Origin of the sequence: Pseudomonas sp. SWRI92 (assembly GCF_014268685.1) — a bacterium.
Taxonomy (GTDB): domain Bacteria; phylum Pseudomonadota; class Gammaproteobacteria; order Pseudomonadales; family Pseudomonadaceae; genus Aquipseudomonas; species Aquipseudomonas marvdashtae.
This window is the reverse complement of record NZ_JABWQY010000020.1, coordinates 52,317-67,734: the sequence shown is the minus strand read 5'-3', so window position 1 is coordinate 67,734 and position 15,418 is coordinate 52,317. Positions and strand designations below refer to the sequence as shown.

At 64.3% G+C, this 15,418-nt stretch carries 15 protein-coding genes; 9 read left to right on the top strand and 6 right to left on the bottom strand.

The window, feature by feature from the left end:
• Window positions 1-12: 12 nt before the first annotated feature.
• From HU762_RS23705 to nrdR, 3 genes are read right to left on the bottom strand one after another with little or no spacing between them, the layout of a single operon-like run.
• The gene (locus HU762_RS23705) at window positions 13-690 is read right to left on the bottom strand and encodes a riboflavin synthase (protein WP_186641061.1); all 678 of its coding nucleotides are present in this window, start codon (window positions 688-690) and stop codon (window positions 13-15) included.
• A 46-nt stretch (window positions 691-736) separates the two neighbouring features.
• On the bottom strand, window positions 737-1,870 hold the full coding sequence (ribD, locus tag HU762_RS23700; RefSeq protein ID WP_186641059.1) for a bifunctional diaminohydroxyphosphoribosylaminopyrimidine deaminase/5-amino-6-(5-phosphoribosylamino)uracil reductase RibD: 1,134 nt from the start codon (window positions 1,868-1,870) through the stop codon (window positions 737-739).
• Window positions 1,867-2,331, bottom strand: a complete 465-nt coding sequence (nrdR, locus tag HU762_RS23695; protein WP_163006734.1) for a transcriptional regulator NrdR — start codon at window positions 2,329-2,331, stop codon at window positions 1,867-1,869. The genes ribD and nrdR overlap by 4 nt, the downstream gene beginning before the upstream one ends.
• Window positions 2,332-2,458: 127 nt before the next feature.
• Here nrdR and HU762_RS23690 point away from each other — a divergent pair, with 127 nt between their 5' ends.
• The 3 genes from HU762_RS23690 (at window position 2,459) to trxA (ending at window position 4,531) form a co-directional block, all read left to right on the top strand.
• Window positions 2,459-2,923: a YbaY family lipoprotein gene (locus tag HU762_RS23690; RefSeq protein WP_186641057.1), complete on the top strand. Its 465-nt coding sequence runs from the start codon at window positions 2,459-2,461 to the stop codon at window positions 2,921-2,923.
• Window positions 2,920-3,573 carry a 50S ribosomal protein L11 methyltransferase gene (locus HU762_RS23685; protein WP_186641056.1) on the top strand — a complete coding sequence of 218 codons (654 nt, stop codon included), beginning with the start codon at window positions 2,920-2,922 and terminating at the stop codon, window positions 3,571-3,573. Before HU762_RS23690 ends, HU762_RS23685 begins: the two co-directional genes overlap by 4 nt.
• An 85-nt stretch (window positions 3,574-3,658) precedes the next feature.
• On the top strand, window positions 3,659-4,531 hold the full coding sequence (gene trxA / locus HU762_RS23680) for a thioredoxin (RefSeq protein WP_186641055.1): 873 nt from the start codon (window positions 3,659-3,661) through the stop codon (window positions 4,529-4,531).
• Here the strand turns inward: trxA and HU762_RS23675 are convergent.
• Entirely contained in the window at window positions 4,525-4,884 is a 360-nt protein-coding gene (locus HU762_RS23675; protein ID WP_186641054.1) for a hypothetical protein, read from the bottom strand. The two genes, trxA and HU762_RS23675, sit on opposite strands and share 7 nt — an antisense overlap.
• A 119-nt stretch (window positions 4,885-5,003) precedes the next feature.
• Here HU762_RS23675 and HU762_RS23670 point away from each other — a divergent pair, with 119 nt between their 5' ends.
• The 5 genes from HU762_RS23670 (at window position 5,004) to HU762_RS23650 (ending at window position 8,969) form a co-directional block, all read left to right on the top strand.
• Window positions 5,004-5,594, top strand: a complete 591-nt coding sequence (locus HU762_RS23670; protein WP_186641053.1) for a DUF2796 domain-containing protein — start codon at window positions 5,004-5,006, stop codon at window positions 5,592-5,594.
• Between the two features lie 70 nt (window positions 5,595-5,664).
• The gene (locus tag HU762_RS23665) at window positions 5,665-6,375 is read left to right on the top strand and encodes an ABC transporter ATP-binding protein (RefSeq protein WP_186641052.1); all 711 of its coding nucleotides are present in this window, start codon (window positions 5,665-5,667) and stop codon (window positions 6,373-6,375) included.
• 1 nt (window position 6,376) lies between these two features.
• On the top strand, window positions 6,377-7,642 hold the full coding sequence (locus HU762_RS23660) for an ABC transporter permease (protein WP_186641051.1): 1,266 nt from the start codon (window positions 6,377-6,379) through the stop codon (window positions 7,640-7,642).
• Between the two features lie 11 nt (window positions 7,643-7,653).
• Complete coding sequence (locus tag HU762_RS23655; protein WP_186641050.1) at window positions 7,654-8,172, top strand: DUF3299 domain-containing protein; 519 nt, start codon at window positions 7,654-7,656, stop codon at window positions 8,170-8,172.
• A 98-nt stretch (window positions 8,173-8,270) separates the two neighbouring features.
• Window positions 8,271-8,969: an OmpW family outer membrane protein gene (locus tag HU762_RS23650; protein ID WP_186641048.1), complete on the top strand. Its 699-nt coding sequence runs from the start codon at window positions 8,271-8,273 to the stop codon at window positions 8,967-8,969.
• A gap of 93 nt (window positions 8,970-9,062) precedes the next feature.
• Here HU762_RS23650 and HU762_RS23645 read toward each other — a convergent pair whose 3' ends face one another.
• Window positions 9,063-9,992, bottom strand: a complete 930-nt coding sequence (locus HU762_RS23645; RefSeq protein WP_186641046.1) for an NAD-dependent epimerase/dehydratase family protein — start codon at window positions 9,990-9,992, stop codon at window positions 9,063-9,065.
• A complete protein-coding gene (locus HU762_RS23640; RefSeq protein WP_186641043.1) occupies window positions 9,985-10,869 on the bottom strand; it encodes a sugar nucleotide-binding protein in 885 nt (294 codons plus the stop codon). Before HU762_RS23640 ends, HU762_RS23645 begins: the two co-directional genes overlap by 8 nt.
• Before the next feature lie 205 nt (window positions 10,870-11,074).
• Here HU762_RS23640 and HU762_RS23635 point away from each other — a divergent pair, with 205 nt between their 5' ends.
• Window positions 11,075-15,388, top strand: coding sequence for a DEAD/DEAH box helicase (locus tag HU762_RS23635; protein WP_186641041.1), 4,314 nt, complete (start codon window positions 11,075-11,077; stop codon window positions 15,386-15,388).
• The last annotated feature ends 30 nt before the right edge of the window (window positions 15,389-15,418 follow it).

The following is a 15,418-nucleotide window of genomic DNA, read 5'->3' as shown; positions in this document are numbered from 1 at the left end:
CACCCCCTTGGGTCAGGATTTGAGGTAGCCGTTGGCGGCCAGAAAACTTTCAGTGATGTTACCCGCCCGCCGTTGTGAAGAGTCAGACTCTGCGGCCTTGTCTCCCATCAGCAGGCGCTCCAGGTAACGGGCCAGCAAGTCGACTTCCAGGTTCACCCGGCGCCCAGGCCGGTACGAAGCCATGATGGTTTCGCTCAGGGTATGCGGAATGATCGTCAGCAGGAATTCGGCGCCATCCACCGCATTGACCGTCAGGCTGGTGCCGTCGACGGTGATCGAGCCTTTGTGGGCGATGTACTTGGCAAGTTCTTTCGGGGCGCGGATACGAAACTCCACGGCACGGGCGTTATCGGTGCGCGAGACCACTTCACCGACGCCGTCGACATGGCCGCTGACCAGGTGCCCACCCAGGCGGGTGGTCGGCGTAAGGGCTTTTTCCAGGTTGACCGGACTGCCGCTCTTGAGATCGTTCATCGCCGTGCAGTCGAGGGTTTCGCGGCTGACATCCGCCAGGAAGCCATCGCCCGGCAGCTCAACGGCCGTCAGGCAGACGCCGTTCACGGCGATGCTGTCGCCCAACTTGACGTCGCTCAGGTCGAGCTTGCCGGTTTCAACATGGACCCGCACATCGCCGCCCTTGGGGGTGAGTGCGCGGATGCTGCCGATGGATTCGATGATGCCGGTAAACATGGAGTCCTCCTCGAGAACAGGCCGTCGCTTGGGCGAAAGCCGGGAATTATACGCTGGCCAGCGGAACGGGGACGGCGATGACTCGCCAGTCATCGCCCACGGCGCGAATGTCGGTGATTTTCAGCTGCGGCGCGTCTTTCATCTGCGCCAGCGGCCAATCAAGCAATGGCCGCGCCGTAGAACCGAGGAACTTGCCGGCGACAAAAATCTGGAATTCGTCCACCAACCCTTGTCGGGCGAATGCCCCCGCCAGGCGCGGACCGGCCTCCACCAGCACCTCGTTGACGCCACGGTTCGCCAGCTCAACCAGCAGGCGCCGCAAATCGACCTGGCCGTCATCACCCGCGACGATCATGCACTCGGGACCGTTGGCGTATTGTTCTTCCACCGCCATGCAAGTAGCGACGAGCGCCGGGCCGGCCTTGAAGAACGCGGCATCGAGCGGCACCCGCAGGCGACCGTCGACCAGCACCCGCAGCGGCGGACGACTCATGACCAGCGCGGTTTGTTCGGCGTCCAACCCGAGTTCGTCGGCGCGCACGGTCAGCCGGGCGTTGTCCGCCAACACCGTATCGGCGCCCGTCAGCACCACACTGGCCTGGGCTCGCAGGCGTTGCACCGCCGAACGTGCAGCCGGACCGGTTATCCACTGGCTTTCGCCGCTTTCCATGGCGGTGCGGCCATCGAGGCTCATGGCGAGCTTGACCCGCACGAACGGCAGGCCCAGCTCCATGCGCTTGAGGAAGCCTTCGTTGAGCTTGCGTGCCTCGCCCTCCAGCACACCGCTTTCGGTGGCGATACCGGCCTGGGCCAGCCGTTGCAAACCACGTCCGGCGACCTCCGGATTGGGGTCCTGCATCGCCGCGACTACCCGCTTCACGCCGGCGTTGACCAACGCATCGGCGCAGGGTGGCGTGCGCCCGTGGTGGCTGCAGGGCTCAAGGGTCACGTAGGCGGTGGCGCCCCGGGCGTTAGCACCGGCGGCGCGCAGGGCATGGACTTCGGCATGGGGTTCGCCGGCACGGATGTGCCAGCCTTCGCCGACAATCTGCCCGTCCCGCACGATCACGCAGCCGACCCGGGGGTTGGGGTGGGTGGTGTAATGCCCACGCCGCGCCAGTTCCAGGGCACGGGCCATGTGATGGGCGTCGAGGATGGCTTGCTGCGCGGGGCCGGTCATTGTTTCACCGGTTCGCGGGCCAGGCGGTCGATTTCTTCGCGGAACTCGTTCAGGTCCTGGAAGCGCCGGTACACCGAGGCAAAGCGAATGTAGGCGACTTCATCGAGCTTCTGCAGCTCGGCCATCACCAACTCGCCGACTACCAGGGACTTGACCTCGCGTTCGCCGGTGGCGCGCAGCTTGTGCTTGATGTGCACCAGCGCCGCTTCCAGGCGCTCGACGCTCACCGGGCGTTTTTCCAGGGCGCGCTGCATGCCGGCGCGCAGTTTTTCTTCGTCGAACGGCTGGCGGCTGCCGTCGGTCTTGATCAGGCGCGGCAACACCAGTTCAGCGGTCTCGAACGTCGTGAAACGCTCGCCGCAGGCCAGGCATTCGCGGCGGCGGCGGACTTGTTCGCCTTCGGCGACCAGTCGCGAGTCGATGACCTTGGTGTCGTTGGCACCGCAGAAGGGACAGTGCATGGTGGCAGGCAACAAAAAAAGGGAGGGCCATGGTAGCGCATCCCACTGGCAAGACAAGCCATAGGGTTTACGGTATACAGACGGGCTTACCGTCAGATCCATGGAATTCACCTTGCTGGAGCCACACATGCCGCTACGATCGCTCGTTTTGCTCAGTTTTTTCAGCCTGCTGATGGCGTGCAGCAGCGACGCCCCCAAACCCGCCGCGCCCGCCCCGGCCCCGGCGCCGAAACAGGCCCAGGAAAAAGCCCGGCAGGCCACCGAACTGGGGCCGCTGCCGGCCCATCAGCGCGAGCTGAGTGGCACCTTGCAAGGCGTGCCGGCCGGGGCCGAAGTCGAACTGGCGCTGCTGGTGATCGACGACAAGGACCGTCCGCAACAGTTGCTTGCCAGCTCCAGCCTGATCGGCACCAACCAGGCGCTGCCCTTCCGCTTGCGCTTTAACCCCGAAGCGTTCCCGGTCGGCGCCCGCGTGGAACTGCGCGGTCGCGCCAGCCAGTCGGGCCAATTGATCTTGCATCTGCCGGAACAACGCATCACCCAACCGACCACCCAGGCGCTGGGCGTGCTGCAATTTGTCAAAGCACCATGAATGCACCGCAAGACCTGCAACACGCCTTGGGCGAATTGCTTGGCGACGCACGCCTGGTGCCTTGCCCGTTACCCGGCACTGAGCTGACGTTATGGCTGATCGACGGGGACAACATGGCCCGTGCCTTCAGCTCGGAAGAAACCCGCCGCATCCTCCACGAACCGCCCTATTGGAGCTTCTGCTGGGCCAGCGGCCTGGCGATGGCCCGCTACTTGGCCGAACATCCGCAGTGGGTCGAGGGCAAGCGGGTGCTGGATTTCGGCGCCGGTTCCGGCGTGGCGGGGATCGCGGCGGCCAAGGCCGGGGCGCTGGAGGTGGTGGCCTGCGACCTGGATCCGCTGGCGCTTGCCGCGTCACGGGCGAATGCCTCGCTTAACGGCGCAGCGCTGAATTATTCAACGGATTTTTTCGCCGAAGCCGATCGCTTCGACCTGATCCTGGTTGCCGATGTGCTCTATGACCGCGCCAACCTGCCGTTACTCGACCAGTTCCTCAGCCGTGGCCGCGAGGCCCTGGTGGCCGATTCGCGGGTGCGGGATTTCCAGCATCCGTTGTACCGGCGCATCGAAATGCTCGAAGCCATGACCTTGCCGGACCTGGCCGAGCCCGAGGAGTTTCGGCATGTGAGCCTGTATCACGCCCGTCGCTGACCTCAGGCGCCGCGAGCACCTGGCCTTTCAGCCACCCCACACCAAGCCGTATAGTTGCGCTATTCAAGCGTTCTACGAGATTCCCATGACCCAGGACACGCCCTACATTTTCGACGCCACTACCGCCGATTTCGACCAGTCGGTGATCGCCAACTCCTTCCACAAACCGGTGCTGGTGGATTTCTGGGCCGAGTGGTGCGCACCGTGCAAGGCGTTGATGCCAATGCTGCAAGGCATCGCCGAGAGTTATCAGGGCGAATTGCTGCTGGCCAAGGTCAATTGCGACGCCGAGCAAGACATCGTCGCCCGCTTCGGCATTCGCAGCCTGCCGACGGTGGTGCTGTTCAAGGACGGCCAACCGGTCGACGGTTTTGCCGGGGCCCAACCGGAATCGGCGGTGCGGGCGCTGCTCGAGCCGCATGTGCAGATGCCGCCTCCGGCCGCCGCCGACCCGTTCGAACAGGCTCAGGCGCTGTTCGACGAGGGCCGTTTCGCCGACGCCGAAGCCGTGCTGAAGGTGCTGCTGGGCGAAGACAATACCAACGCCAAGGCGCTGATCCTCTACGCGCGCTGCCTGACCGAGCGCGGCGAGTTGGGTGAGGCACAGACTGTCCTGGACGCTGTGAAAAGCGATGAGCACAAGGCGGCCCTGGCCGGCGCCAAGGCACAGATCCAATTCCTCGGCCTGGCCAAGGATCTACCGGACGCCGCTGACCTCAAGGCGCGCCTGGCGAAAGATCCGCAGGACGACGAAGCGACCTATCAACTGGCAATCCAACAACTGGCGCGCCAGCAGTACGAACCGGCGCTCGATGCGCTGCTCAAGCTGTTCGTCCGCAATCGCAGCTACAGCGAAGGCCTGCCTCACAAGACCTTGCTGCAGGTGTTCGAACTGCTGGGCAACGATCATCCACTGGTGACGACTTATCGTCGCAAGCTGTTCGCAGCGCTTTACTGACCGACCCAGCTATAGAGCGGCGTATCCCCGCCGCTCAACACTTTGACCTCGGCGCTATGGCGCAGGCGCACCAACAGGCGTTTGCCTGCCGAAGCGCTGCCGGTCAGGCCTTCGAGTTGCTCCAGCAGGTCCGGGCCGCTCAATTGCCCCGCCTTGCGCAGCAATTCCCGGGCGATCTGCCACTGGGCGTCGTCCGGGTTCACTGGTTTGGCCGTCGGATTGGCCGCCGGTGCCGCCGCGCCTTCGTATTTGACCGCTTGCAACTGCGCGCCGAGCTGCGCCCAGTCGCCCTCATCCATTTCGATCGACAAGTCCACCGGCCATTCGCCGACGGTTCCGCGTATCCGCAACATTACCGTGCTCCTGAAGATTTCATCTGCGCATGCTCCCATGGGCCTTGCGCGACGCCAAGCAGACGGTCAAACTCTGCGCACTTTCGTTATAAGATTACATAACCTTTCGGAGACTCGTCATGCGTCGTCTGCTTCTCGCTTTGCCGTTCGCCCTGCTGCCGCTGGCTGTCGCTCATGCGGCTGTCGAGCATGATCACGACCATGACCATGAGCACGGCAGCCTAAGCGCCCATGAACACGGCGTCGCTCGGCTGAACGCCGCGCTGGATGGCCAGACCCTTGAATTGGAACTGGAAAGCCCGGCGATGAATCTGGTGGGCTTTGAACATGCCGCCACCAGCGATGCCGACAAGGCCAAGGTCGCCGCCGCGCGGGCGAAGCTGGAAAAACCGTTGGCGCTGTTCAACCTGCCGGCCGCCGCCAAGTGCACCGTGGCCCAGCAAGAGCTGGAAAGCCCGTTGTTCGGCGACGAGCCGGACCACGAAGACCACGACGAAGACGCCGATGGCGACGAGCACCACGGCGAACACAGTGAGATCCACGCGCACTACCAGTTCACCTGCGCAGCGCCTGGCGCGTTGAAAAACCTGGACTTGGCGACCCTGTTCAAAAGCTTCCCCGCGACCCAGAAAATCCAGGTACAGCTGATCAGCCCGAGCGGCCAGCAAGGCGTTGAGGTCACGGCCAAGGCGCCAGCCCTGAAATTCTGATTCACTGTAAGAACCCTGTGGGAAGCGTGTTCGCTTCCACAGGGCTCCATTATTTGTTGAAGCGGCAAACATGACCCAAGCACTCATCCAACTGTCCGACCTGGGCTTCAGCTGGCCCGGGCATCCGCTGTTGCTGGATATTCCGGCGTTTCGCCTGGAAGCCGGCGAAACCTTGTTCCTGAAAGGTCCCAGCGGCAGCGGGAAAACGACGCTGCTGGGCCTGCTGGGCGGCGTGCAGACGCCGGATCGCGGCAGCATCCGCCTGCTCGGCCAGGAACTCACCGAACTGGGCGCCGGCAGTCGCGACCGCTTTCGCGTGGATCACACCGGCTACATTTTCCAGCAGTTCAACCTGCTGCCGTTTCTCTCGGTGCGCGAGAACGTCGAGTTGCCTTGCCACTTTTCCAAGCTGCGTGCGCAACGTGCCATCCAGCGCCACGGCAGTGTCGACCAGGCCGCCGCCACGCTGCTGGCCCACCTTGGGCTGTCCGACTCGAGCCTGCTGGAGCGCCGCGCCGATTCCCTGTCCATCGGCCAGCAACAACGGGTCGCCGCCGCCCGCGCCTTGATCGGCCAACCGGAACTGGTGATCGCCGACGAACCGACGTCAGCGCTTGACTACGATGCCCGGGAAAATTTCCTGCGGTTGCTCTTCGCCGAATGCCGCGAAGCCGGGTCAAGCCTGTTGTTCGTCAGCCATGACCAGAGCCTGGCGCCGCTGTTCGACCGCAATCTGTCGCTGGCCGATCTCAATCGCGCCGCCACGCCACTCGAGGTCTGAGATGTATTTGTTCCGTCTAGCCATGGCCAGCCTGGCTAACCGCCGCTTCACCGCGATCCTGACCGCGTTCGCCATCGCCCTTTCGGTGTGCCTGCTGCTGGCGGTGGAACGGGTGCGCACCGAGGCCCGGGCCAGTTTCGCCAGCACCATCAGTGGCACCGACCTGATCGTCGGCGCTCGCTCAGGCTCGGTGAACCTGCTGTTGTACTCGGTGTTTCGCATCGGCAACGCCACCAACAACATCCGCTGGGACAGCTTCGAACACTTCGCCAACAACCCGAAAGTAAAATGGGCGATCCCCATGTCCCTCGGCGACTCCCATCGCGGCTACCGAGTGATGGGCACCACCGAAGCCTACTTCGAGCATTACCAGTACGGCCGCCAGCAACACCTGGCGCTGGCGGATGGCCGGGCGTTCGCCACCGATCCATTCGAAGTCGTGCTCGGCGCCGAAGTGGCCGAAGCGTTGCACTACAAGCTCGGCGACAAACTGGTGTTGGCCCATGGCGTGGCGGCGATCAGCCTGGTCAAGCATGACGACAAGCCCTTCACCGTGGTCGGAATTCTCAAGCGCACCGGCACGCCAGTGGACCGCACGCTGCACATCAGCCTCGGCGGCATGGAGGCGATCCACATTGACTGGAAAAACGGCGTGCCGGCCCAGGGCAATGGGCGCATCAGCGCCGACCAGGCCCGCAACATGGACCTCACGCCCCAGGCGATCACTGCGTTCATGCTTGGCCTCAACAGCAAGATTTCAACCTTTGCCCTGCAGCGCGAGATCAATGAATTCCGTGGCGAACCGCTGCTGGCCATCCTGCCCGGCGTGGCACTCCAGGAACTCTGGAGCCTGATGGGCACGGCCGAAAAAGCCTTGTTCGTGATTTCGTTGTTCGTCGTGCTGACCGGGTTGATTGGCATGCTCACGGCGATCCTCACCAGCCTCAACGAGCGTCGTCGGGAGATGGCGATCCTGCGCTCGGTGGGCGCGCGGCCGTGGCACATCGCAAGCCTGCTGGTGCTCGAAGCCTTTGCCCTGGCGTTGGCCGGGGTGGTCGCCGGGCTGGCGCTGCTTTACGTTGGCATTGCCGCCGCCCAGGGTTACGTGCAGTCGGCCTATGGCTTGTACCTGCCATTGAGTTGGCCGAGCGAGTATGAATGGACGCTGCTGGCTGGCATTCTGGTCGCCGCCCTGCTGATGGGCAGCGTGCCGGCCTGGCGCGCCTATCGCCAATCGCTGGCCGATGGCCTGTCGATCCGTTTATGAGGACGTTGAAAATGCCCCGCGCCCTGCTTGCGCTGTTGATGCTGGTCGCCCTGCCGCTGTGGGCGGCCGAACCGAGGGACCTGGCCTGGTCGGAAATGATCCCACCGGACGCGCCGCCGGAAGTGCCGAACATGACACCCCTGCACGACCTGTCGAAGATGAGCGATGCCCTGGCGGCCGAATCCGCGCCTGCGGCCAAGCAAGACCTGCCCAACGCCCCGGTGGTCAAGACGCTGGACGGCCAGCAGATTCGCTTGCCGGGTTATATCGTGCCGCTGGAAGTCAGCGAGGAAGGCCGCACCACCGACTTTCTGCTGGTGCCGTATTTCGGCGCCTGCATCCACGTGCCGCCACCGCCGTCGAACCAGATCGTGCATGTGAAAAGCGAGGTCGGGGTCAAGCTCGACGAGTTGTACCAGCCGTACTGGGTCGAAGGGCCGATGCAGGTCAAGCCGTCCAGCAGTGAACTGGCCGATGCCGGGTATCAGATGGAGGCCGAGAAAATCTATGTGTATGAGCTGCCGGAGTGAATCCGTGCTCATCACACTTTCATTGAGCTGAATCAAAAGACCGGACTAGACGGCTTCGTACCATGGGACATCAATTTTCGATGCCCTCTGGAGCCCTCATGAACAAGTCTTTGCTCAGCGCTTCCCTCGTTGCCCTCGCGCTCGCTGCCCCGCTCGCCCAGGCCCATACCGCCGGCGATATCATCGTTCGCGCGGGCGCCATCACCGTCAATCCGGATGCCGACAGCTCCAGCGTCAAGGTCGACCGTGGCCCGCTGGCCGGCACTGATCTGGGCGGCAAGGCAACCATGAGCAGCGACACTCAGTTGGGCCTGAACTTCGCCTACATGCTCACCAACAACTGGGGTATCGAATTGCTGGCGGCCTCGCCATTCGAGCACGACGTCAAAATCAAAGGCACCGCCCTGGGCGCGGCCAATAACAAGCTCGGCACCCTCAAGCACCTGCCGCCAACCCTGAGCGTGGTTTACTACCCGCTCGACGCCAAGTCGGCCTTCCAGCCTTACGTCGGCGCTGGCATCAACTACACCTGGATCTACGATGAACACGTCGGCAGCGAAGCCAGCGCCAACGGCTTCAGCAATTTCCGGGCGAAAAACAGCTGGGGCTTGGCGTGGCAAGTCGGCGCCGACTACATGCTGACCGATAACATCATGATCAACGGCCAGGTCCGCTACATCGACATCGACACCACCGCCTATGTCGACAACAACGCCGTGGCCGGCGGCACCCGGGCCAAGGTGGACGTCGACGTGGACCCGTTCGTCTACATGGTGGGCTTGGGCTACAAGTTCTAAGCTCCCTCGCCACAGGTTTCACTTGCCACAATAGCGATGCATGACGCACAAAAAGGCGCCTCGAAAGGCGCCTTTTTTTTGGCCGATGGAAACTCAGCGCCCCAGCAACCGCGCCAGCCCGACGCTCATTGGCGTCTGCGCTGGCAATCGGAAACGCTCCAGCAACCGACGGTTATCGGCCCGCGAATGACGAATGTCGCCGGAGCGCGCCGGGCCATAGCTGATCGTCGGCAAGTCACCCACGACCTCGGCCAGGGCCTGGAGCATCTGCTTGAGATTGGTGGCCTGGTTCCAGCCGACATTCACCGCGCCTGCGTCCACTTCAGTTTTTTCAATGGCCTGCACCAGCACGTCCACCAGGTCTTCGACATAGACGAAATCGCGGGTCTGCTCGCCATCGCCGAATACGCTGATCGGCAAGCCTTTCTGTGCCCGTTCGCTGAAGATACTGATCACCCCGGAATAGGGCGAAGACGGATCCTGGCGCGGACCATAAATGTTGAAGAAGCGGAACACCACCGGCTCCAGGTCATGCTGGCGACGGTAGAAATCGAGGTAGAACTCGCTGGCCAGTTTGTCCGAGGCATAGGGCGTCAGCGGAGCCTTGGGCGTGTCCTCGTCGATGGACTGACCTTCGCCGTTGTTGCCATAGACCGCCGCACTGGAGGCGAACAACACACGCTTCACGCCGGCCTGGCGCATGGCCTCGCAAACATTGAGGGTGCCGATGAAATTGCTCTGGTGCGTGCGCACCGGGTCATCCACCGAAGCTTGCACCGAAGCCACGGCCGCCAAGTGCGCCACGGCGCTGCAACCGAGCATGGCCCGGGCGACCAGCGCGGCATCGGCGACATCGCCCTCGATCAGTTCGAGCGCGGGGTTGTCCAGCGGCAGATTGCCGCGCTTGCCGGTGGACAAGTCGTCAAGGATGCGCACCGAATGCCCCTTTGCGAGTAAGGCGTCGGTCAGGTGCGAACCAATGAAACCCGCGCCGCCGGTGATTAAAACAGGGCCTTCAGCCATGGCGATAAAACCTATCCAGTAAGCCCGGGAGTGCCGCGCGCCAGGCGCGGGGCTTGATCCCGAAGGTGTGCAGAATTTTCTTGCAGGCCAGGACCGCGTGCTGCGGTTCTTCCGCCGCGTCCGGCCTTGCGGCATGGGCCTGGGGCGTGGGCGACTCGATGGCCAGAGGATGCAGGGCGCGGGCTTCGGTGAGGATCGCCTGCCCCAGCGCCAGCGGCGTGGTCGCCTCGTGGCCCGCATAGTGATAGGTGCCCCACAGCGGCGCCGCGCAGTCGAGTTGCTTGAGCACCGAGATGATTACCCGCGCGGCATCGTCCACTGGCGTCGGATTGCCTCGCCGGTCATCGGCCAGCAGCAATTCTTCGGGCTGCTCGGCCCGGGCCAGGAAACGCCCGAGGATGCCGTCGGGGCTGTCATCCAACAGCCAGCCGAAACGCAGCAACACGTGCTGCGGGCAAGTGGCGCGCACACTTTGCTCGATGCGCCACAATGCCTGGCCACGCAAACCCAGGGGCACGGGCTCGTCTTTTTCGCTGTAGGCGGTGGCGCGGGAGCCATCGAACACGCGGTAGCTCGACGGTTGCAGCAAGACGATATTGTGATGCTGGCACAGTTCGGCCAGGCGCTCGACCGCCCGCTCCTGGCTGGCCAGGCGCTGCTCGCTGACAGCCTCGGCCTGGAACCAGTCGAAGTAGTACGCCAGGTTGATCAAGGCGTCCGGCCGGGTGTCGTCGAGCAATTGAGTCAGGCTCGCGGCATCCCAGCCGTCTTCGGGTGGGCGGGGGGCAAGAAAACCGATGTCTTCTTCTGCACCGAGGCGAATCAGCGCCTGCCCAAGGGCATTTCCGCCGCCCAGTAACATAAGGCGCATTCGCATAAAGTCAGCAGGCCCAGTCTGTTGGCACAAGAATTTGGTCGACAACGCCCGTGGGCGTCGCCGGAATCGTTGCATTTTGCGGGTTTAGTGCGCAACCGTCATCCGTAAAGTGTAGATCGCCGAGTTTGTGCAGGCCTTGGGGCCGTCAATGGGAGGCTCAAGCGGTACTTGCACCTCCCCCACCCCACCCGCCTAAACTGCCCCCATGAATCTGCCCCTTGCAGCCGACCACGCCATGGCAGGCTTTCACCCTGCCGTTCGCGCCTGGTTCAATCAGACATTCCCGGCGGTCACGGCCGCCCAGGCCCGGGCGTGGCCGTTGATCGGCGACCGCCGCTCGGTGTTGGTCGCGGCGCCCACGGGCTCGGGCAAGACCCTGACGGCGTTCCTGGCGGTGCTCGATGACTTGGTGCATCGCGGCCTGGAACAGGGTGGCCTACCGGACCAGACCCTGATGGTCTATGTCTCGCCGCTGAAGGCGCTGAGCAACGATATCCAGATCAACCTGCAGAACCCGCTGGCCGGTATCACCGAGCAATTGCGCCGGATGGATTTGCCGCCCCTGCACATCACCACCGCCGTGCGCACGGGTGATACGCCGCAAAAAGAACGCTCGGCGATGCGCAAGACGGCGCCGCACATCCTGGTGACCACCCCCGAATCGCTTTATGTGCTGCTCGGCTCCGATTCCGGCCGGCAAATGCTCGCCAGCACCCGCACGGTGATCGTCGATGAGATCCACGCCATCGCCGCCAGCAAGCGCGGCAGCCACCTGGCCTTGAGCCTGGAACGGTTGCAAGCGCTGTGCGCCGAGCCGCTGGTGCGCATCGGCCTGTCCGCCACGCAAAAACCCATCGAGGCGGTGTCGCGCTTTCTCGTGGGCCATGGCCGAACCTGTGAGATCGTCGACATCGGCCACGCCCGTCCGCGAGACCTGGACATCGAGGTGCCGCCGGTGCCGCTCTCGGCGGTGATGGCCAACGATGTGTGGGAACTGGTCTACAACCGCCTCGCCGAACTGGCGCGCGAGCACCGCACGACGCTGGTGTTCGTCAACACCCGGCGCCTGGCCGAACGCCTGAGCCGTCATTTGAGCGAGCGCCTGGGCAAGGACGCCGTGGCCGCCCACCACGGCAGTCTCGCCAAGGAATTTCGCCTCGACGCCGAACAGCGTCTCAAGCGCGGCGAACTGCAAATCTTGATCACCACCGCGTCCCTGGAGCTGGGCATCGATATCGGCGATGTCGACCTCGTTTGCCAGATCGCCTCGCCTCGTTCGATCTCGGCGTTCCTGCAACGAGTCGGCCGCTCCGGCCACCAGGTCGGCGGCACGCCCAAGGGTCGCCTGTTCGCCACCACCCGCGACGACCTGATCGAATGCGCCGCCCTGCTCGATTGCGTGCGCCGAGGCGAACTCGACATCCTGCACATCCCCAAGGCGCCGCTGGACGTGTTGGCCCAGCAGATCGTCGCCGAGGTCAGTTGCCAGGAATGGCACGAACAGGCCCTGCTGGATATGTTTCGCCGAGCCTCGCCTTACGCCGAACTCGACGAAGATCATTACCAGGCGCTGCTGCGAATGCTCGCTGAAGGCCTTAATGGCAGGCAGGGCGTGCGCAGCGCTTACCTGCACCGGGACGCCGTGACACGGACTTTGCGCGGCCGTCGGGGCAGCAAGCTCACGGCCGTGACCAGCGGCGGGACGATTCCGGACAACGCCGACTACAGCGTGCTGCTCGAACCCCAGGGCCTGAACATCGGCAGCGTCAACGAAGACTTTGCGGTCGAAAGCATCGCCGGCGACGTGTTCCAGTTGGGCAATACCTCTTATCGCATCATCCGCGTCGAGACCGGCCGCGTGCGGGTCGAGGACGCCCAGGGCCAGCCGCCGACCATTCCATTCTGGCTCGGCGAGGCCCCGGGGCGCAGCGCCGAGTTGTCCCTGGCCGTCGCCCGCCTGCAAGCCCAACTGGACCAGCTGCTCGGCGCCACGCCGGGCAACCTGCAACCGGCCCTGGACTGGCTCACCGGCACCTTGCAACTGAACCTCGCCAGCGCCGAACAATTAATTGATTACCTGGCCCCGGCGCGCCTGGCCTTCGGCGCCTTGCCGTCCCAGGAAACGCTGCTGATGGAGCGCTTCTTCGATGAGTCCGGCGGCACCCAACTGATCATCCACACGCCGTTCGGCAGCCGGATCAACCGCGCCTGGGGCCTGGCGCTGCGCAAGCGCTTCTGCCGCACCTTCAACTTCGAACTGCAGGCCGCCGCCAGCGAGGACGCCATCGTGCTTTCGCTGTCCACCAGCCACAGCTTCGAGCTGGACGAGGTCTGGCGCTACCTCAACAGTCACAGCGCCGAGCAGATTCTCGTCCAAGCGGTGCTGGATGCGCCGCTGTTCGGCGTTCGTTGGCGCTGGAACGCCGGCGTGGCCCTGGCCTTGCCGCGCTATACCGGCGGGCGCAAAGTCGCGCCGCAGATCCAACGCATGAAGAGCGAGGACCTGATCGCCAGCGTCTTTCCCGATCAGATCGCCTGCTTGGAAAACCTCGCCGGCGAGCGCGAGATCCCCGACCATCCGCTGGTTGAACAAACCCTGGACGATTGCCTGCACGAAGCCATGGACAGCGAAGGCTGGCTGGCCCTGTTGCGGCGCATGGAAGCAGGCGAGGTTCGCCTGGTCAGCCGCGACCTGCCAGCGCCCTCGCCCCTGGCGGCGGAAATTCTCAGCGCCCGCCCCTACACCTTTCTTGACGACGCACCGCTGGAAGAGCGCCGCACCCAAGCGGTGATCAACCGTCGCTGGAGCGATCCGCAGTCCACCGACGACCTGGGCGCGCTCGACGCCGATGCCATCCAGGCCGTGCGGGACGAGGCCTGGCCGACGCCGACCAACCTCGATGAAATCCATGAAGCACTCATGAGCCTGGCGTGCATCGCCGACAGCGAAGCCCGCGCCGAGCCGGCGTGGCTGGAGGGGTTGCGGACCCTGGCCGAGCAGGGTCGCGCCAGTCATCTCCAGATCAGCGATGAGCGTGGCCTGTGGGTGCCGCTGGAACGGCTGACTTGCCTGCAAGCGATTTATCCACAGGCCCAATGGCAGCCAGCGCTGACACCGCTGCCAGGATTCGATGAACAGTGGGACGCCGACGACGCCGTAGTGGAAATACTCCGTGCGCGGCTCAGTGCCTTTGGCCCGCAGCCTTTGACGGCTATTGCCTACCCACTGGGGCTGTCACCGGCACAAGCGACCCTGGCCCTGGCCCAGCTGGAACAACAAGGGTACGTGTTGCGCGGGCGGTTCACGCCGGGCACCGGCCAGGAAGAATGGTGCGAGCGGCATCTGTTGGCGCGTATCCACCGTTACACCGTCAAGCGTCTGCGGCGGGAAATCGAGCCGGTGATGTTGCAGGACTTCATGCGATTCCTGTTCGACTGGCAGCACCTTTCATCGTCGACCCAAGGCCGTGGCAGCGCCGTGCTGCCGTCGATTATCAGCCAGTTCGAGGGCTATCCGGCCGCTGCCTCGGCCTGGGACAGCGACTTGCTCCCGGCACGGATCAAGGATTATTCGCCGAGCTGGCTCGACGAACTCTGTCGCAGCGGCAAGTTCGTCTGGACGCGCCTCAGTGCCCGCCAGAAGCTGGCCGCCAGCGCCTTGCGCAGCACGCCGATTGTCTTGCTGCCGCGCGCCAGGGTCGCGCTGTGGAGCAACCTGACCGAGCAGACGCCAGTCAGCGAACTGTCGCTCAAGACGCAAAAAGTCCATCAAGCCCTCAGCGAACATGGCGCGCTGTTTTTCGATGAGCTGCTGCACGAAGCCCACCTGCTGCGCAGCGAACTGGAAATCGCCCTGCAGGAACTGGTGGGCGCCGGGCGGGTGAATGCCGACAGCTTCGCCGGGCTGCGAGCCTTGATCACGCCGGCCAGCAAGCGCCAGGCCCGCAGCAGCCGGCGCGGGCGTGGGGCGTTTGTCGGCGGCATGGACGACGCCGGGCGCTGGGCCTTGTTGCGCCGCAGCTCACCAACCCCAGCGCCGGATAACCGGCCCACGCCGACGCCGCCCGAGCCCCTGGAACACATCGCCATGACCCTGTTGCGCCGCTATGGCGTGGTGTTCTGGCGGCTGCTGGAGCGCGAAGCCGATTGGTTGCCGAGCTGGCGCGAACTACTGCGCACTTTTCATCGCCTGGAAGCACGGGGCGAGATTCGTGGCGGGCGTTTCGTCAGCGGGCTGGCCGGCGAACAGTTTGCCTTGCCCGAAGCCATCCCATTGCTGCGCGAAGTACGCCGCCGCCCCACCGATGGCAGCCTGGTCGCGGTATGCGGCGTTGATCCGCTGAACCTCGCCGGCACTTTGCTGCCGGGGGCGAAAGTACCGGCGCTGGTGAATAATCGACTGGTGTACCGCGATGGGTTGCCAGTCGCAGCGCAGATTGCCGGCAAGCCGCATTTTTGGGTGGAGTTGGATGCCCAGGGGATGGCTGAGATTCGCACCAAGCTGATTCAACACCTTTAGCCCGGGCACAGGATCGTTCCCACGCTCCGC

Excerpts from the sequence above, each read along its gene's own strand:
- HU762_RS23705 (WP_186641061.1), bottom strand. The coding sequence starts at position 690 with ATGTTTACCGGCATCATCGAATCCATCGGCAGCATCCGCGCACTCACC.
- ribD (WP_186641059.1), bottom strand. The coding sequence starts at position 1,870 with ATGACCGGCCCCGCGCAGCAAGCCATCCTCGACGCCCATCACATGGCC.
- nrdR (WP_163006734.1), bottom strand. The coding sequence starts at position 2,331 with ATGCACTGTCCCTTCTGCGGTGCCAACGACACCAAGGTCATCGACTCG.
- HU762_RS23690 (WP_186641057.1), top strand. The coding sequence starts at position 2,459 with ATGCCGCTACGATCGCTCGTTTTGCTCAGTTTTTTCAGCCTGCTGATG.
- HU762_RS23685 (WP_186641056.1), top strand. The coding sequence starts at position 2,920 with ATGAATGCACCGCAAGACCTGCAACACGCCTTGGGCGAATTGCTTGGC.
- trxA (WP_186641055.1), top strand. The coding sequence starts at position 3,659 with ATGACCCAGGACACGCCCTACATTTTCGACGCCACTACCGCCGATTTC.
- HU762_RS23675 (WP_186641054.1), bottom strand. The coding sequence starts at position 4,884 with ATGTTGCGGATACGCGGAACCGTCGGCGAATGGCCGGTGGACTTGTCG.
- HU762_RS23670 (WP_186641053.1), top strand. The coding sequence starts at position 5,004 with ATGCGTCGTCTGCTTCTCGCTTTGCCGTTCGCCCTGCTGCCGCTGGCT.
- HU762_RS23665 (WP_186641052.1), top strand. The coding sequence starts at position 5,665 with ATGACCCAAGCACTCATCCAACTGTCCGACCTGGGCTTCAGCTGGCCC.
- HU762_RS23660 (WP_186641051.1), top strand. The coding sequence starts at position 6,377 with ATGTATTTGTTCCGTCTAGCCATGGCCAGCCTGGCTAACCGCCGCTTC.
- HU762_RS23655 (WP_186641050.1), top strand. The coding sequence starts at position 7,654 with ATGCCCCGCGCCCTGCTTGCGCTGTTGATGCTGGTCGCCCTGCCGCTG.
- HU762_RS23650 (WP_186641048.1), top strand. The coding sequence starts at position 8,271 with ATGAACAAGTCTTTGCTCAGCGCTTCCCTCGTTGCCCTCGCGCTCGCT.
- HU762_RS23645 (WP_186641046.1), bottom strand. The coding sequence starts at position 9,992 with ATGGCTGAAGGCCCTGTTTTAATCACCGGCGGCGCGGGTTTCATTGGT.
- HU762_RS23640 (WP_186641043.1), bottom strand. The coding sequence starts at position 10,869 with ATGCGAATGCGCCTTATGTTACTGGGCGGCGGAAATGCCCTTGGGCAG.
- HU762_RS23635 (WP_186641041.1), top strand. The coding sequence starts at position 11,075 with ATGAATCTGCCCCTTGCAGCCGACCACGCCATGGCAGGCTTTCACCCT.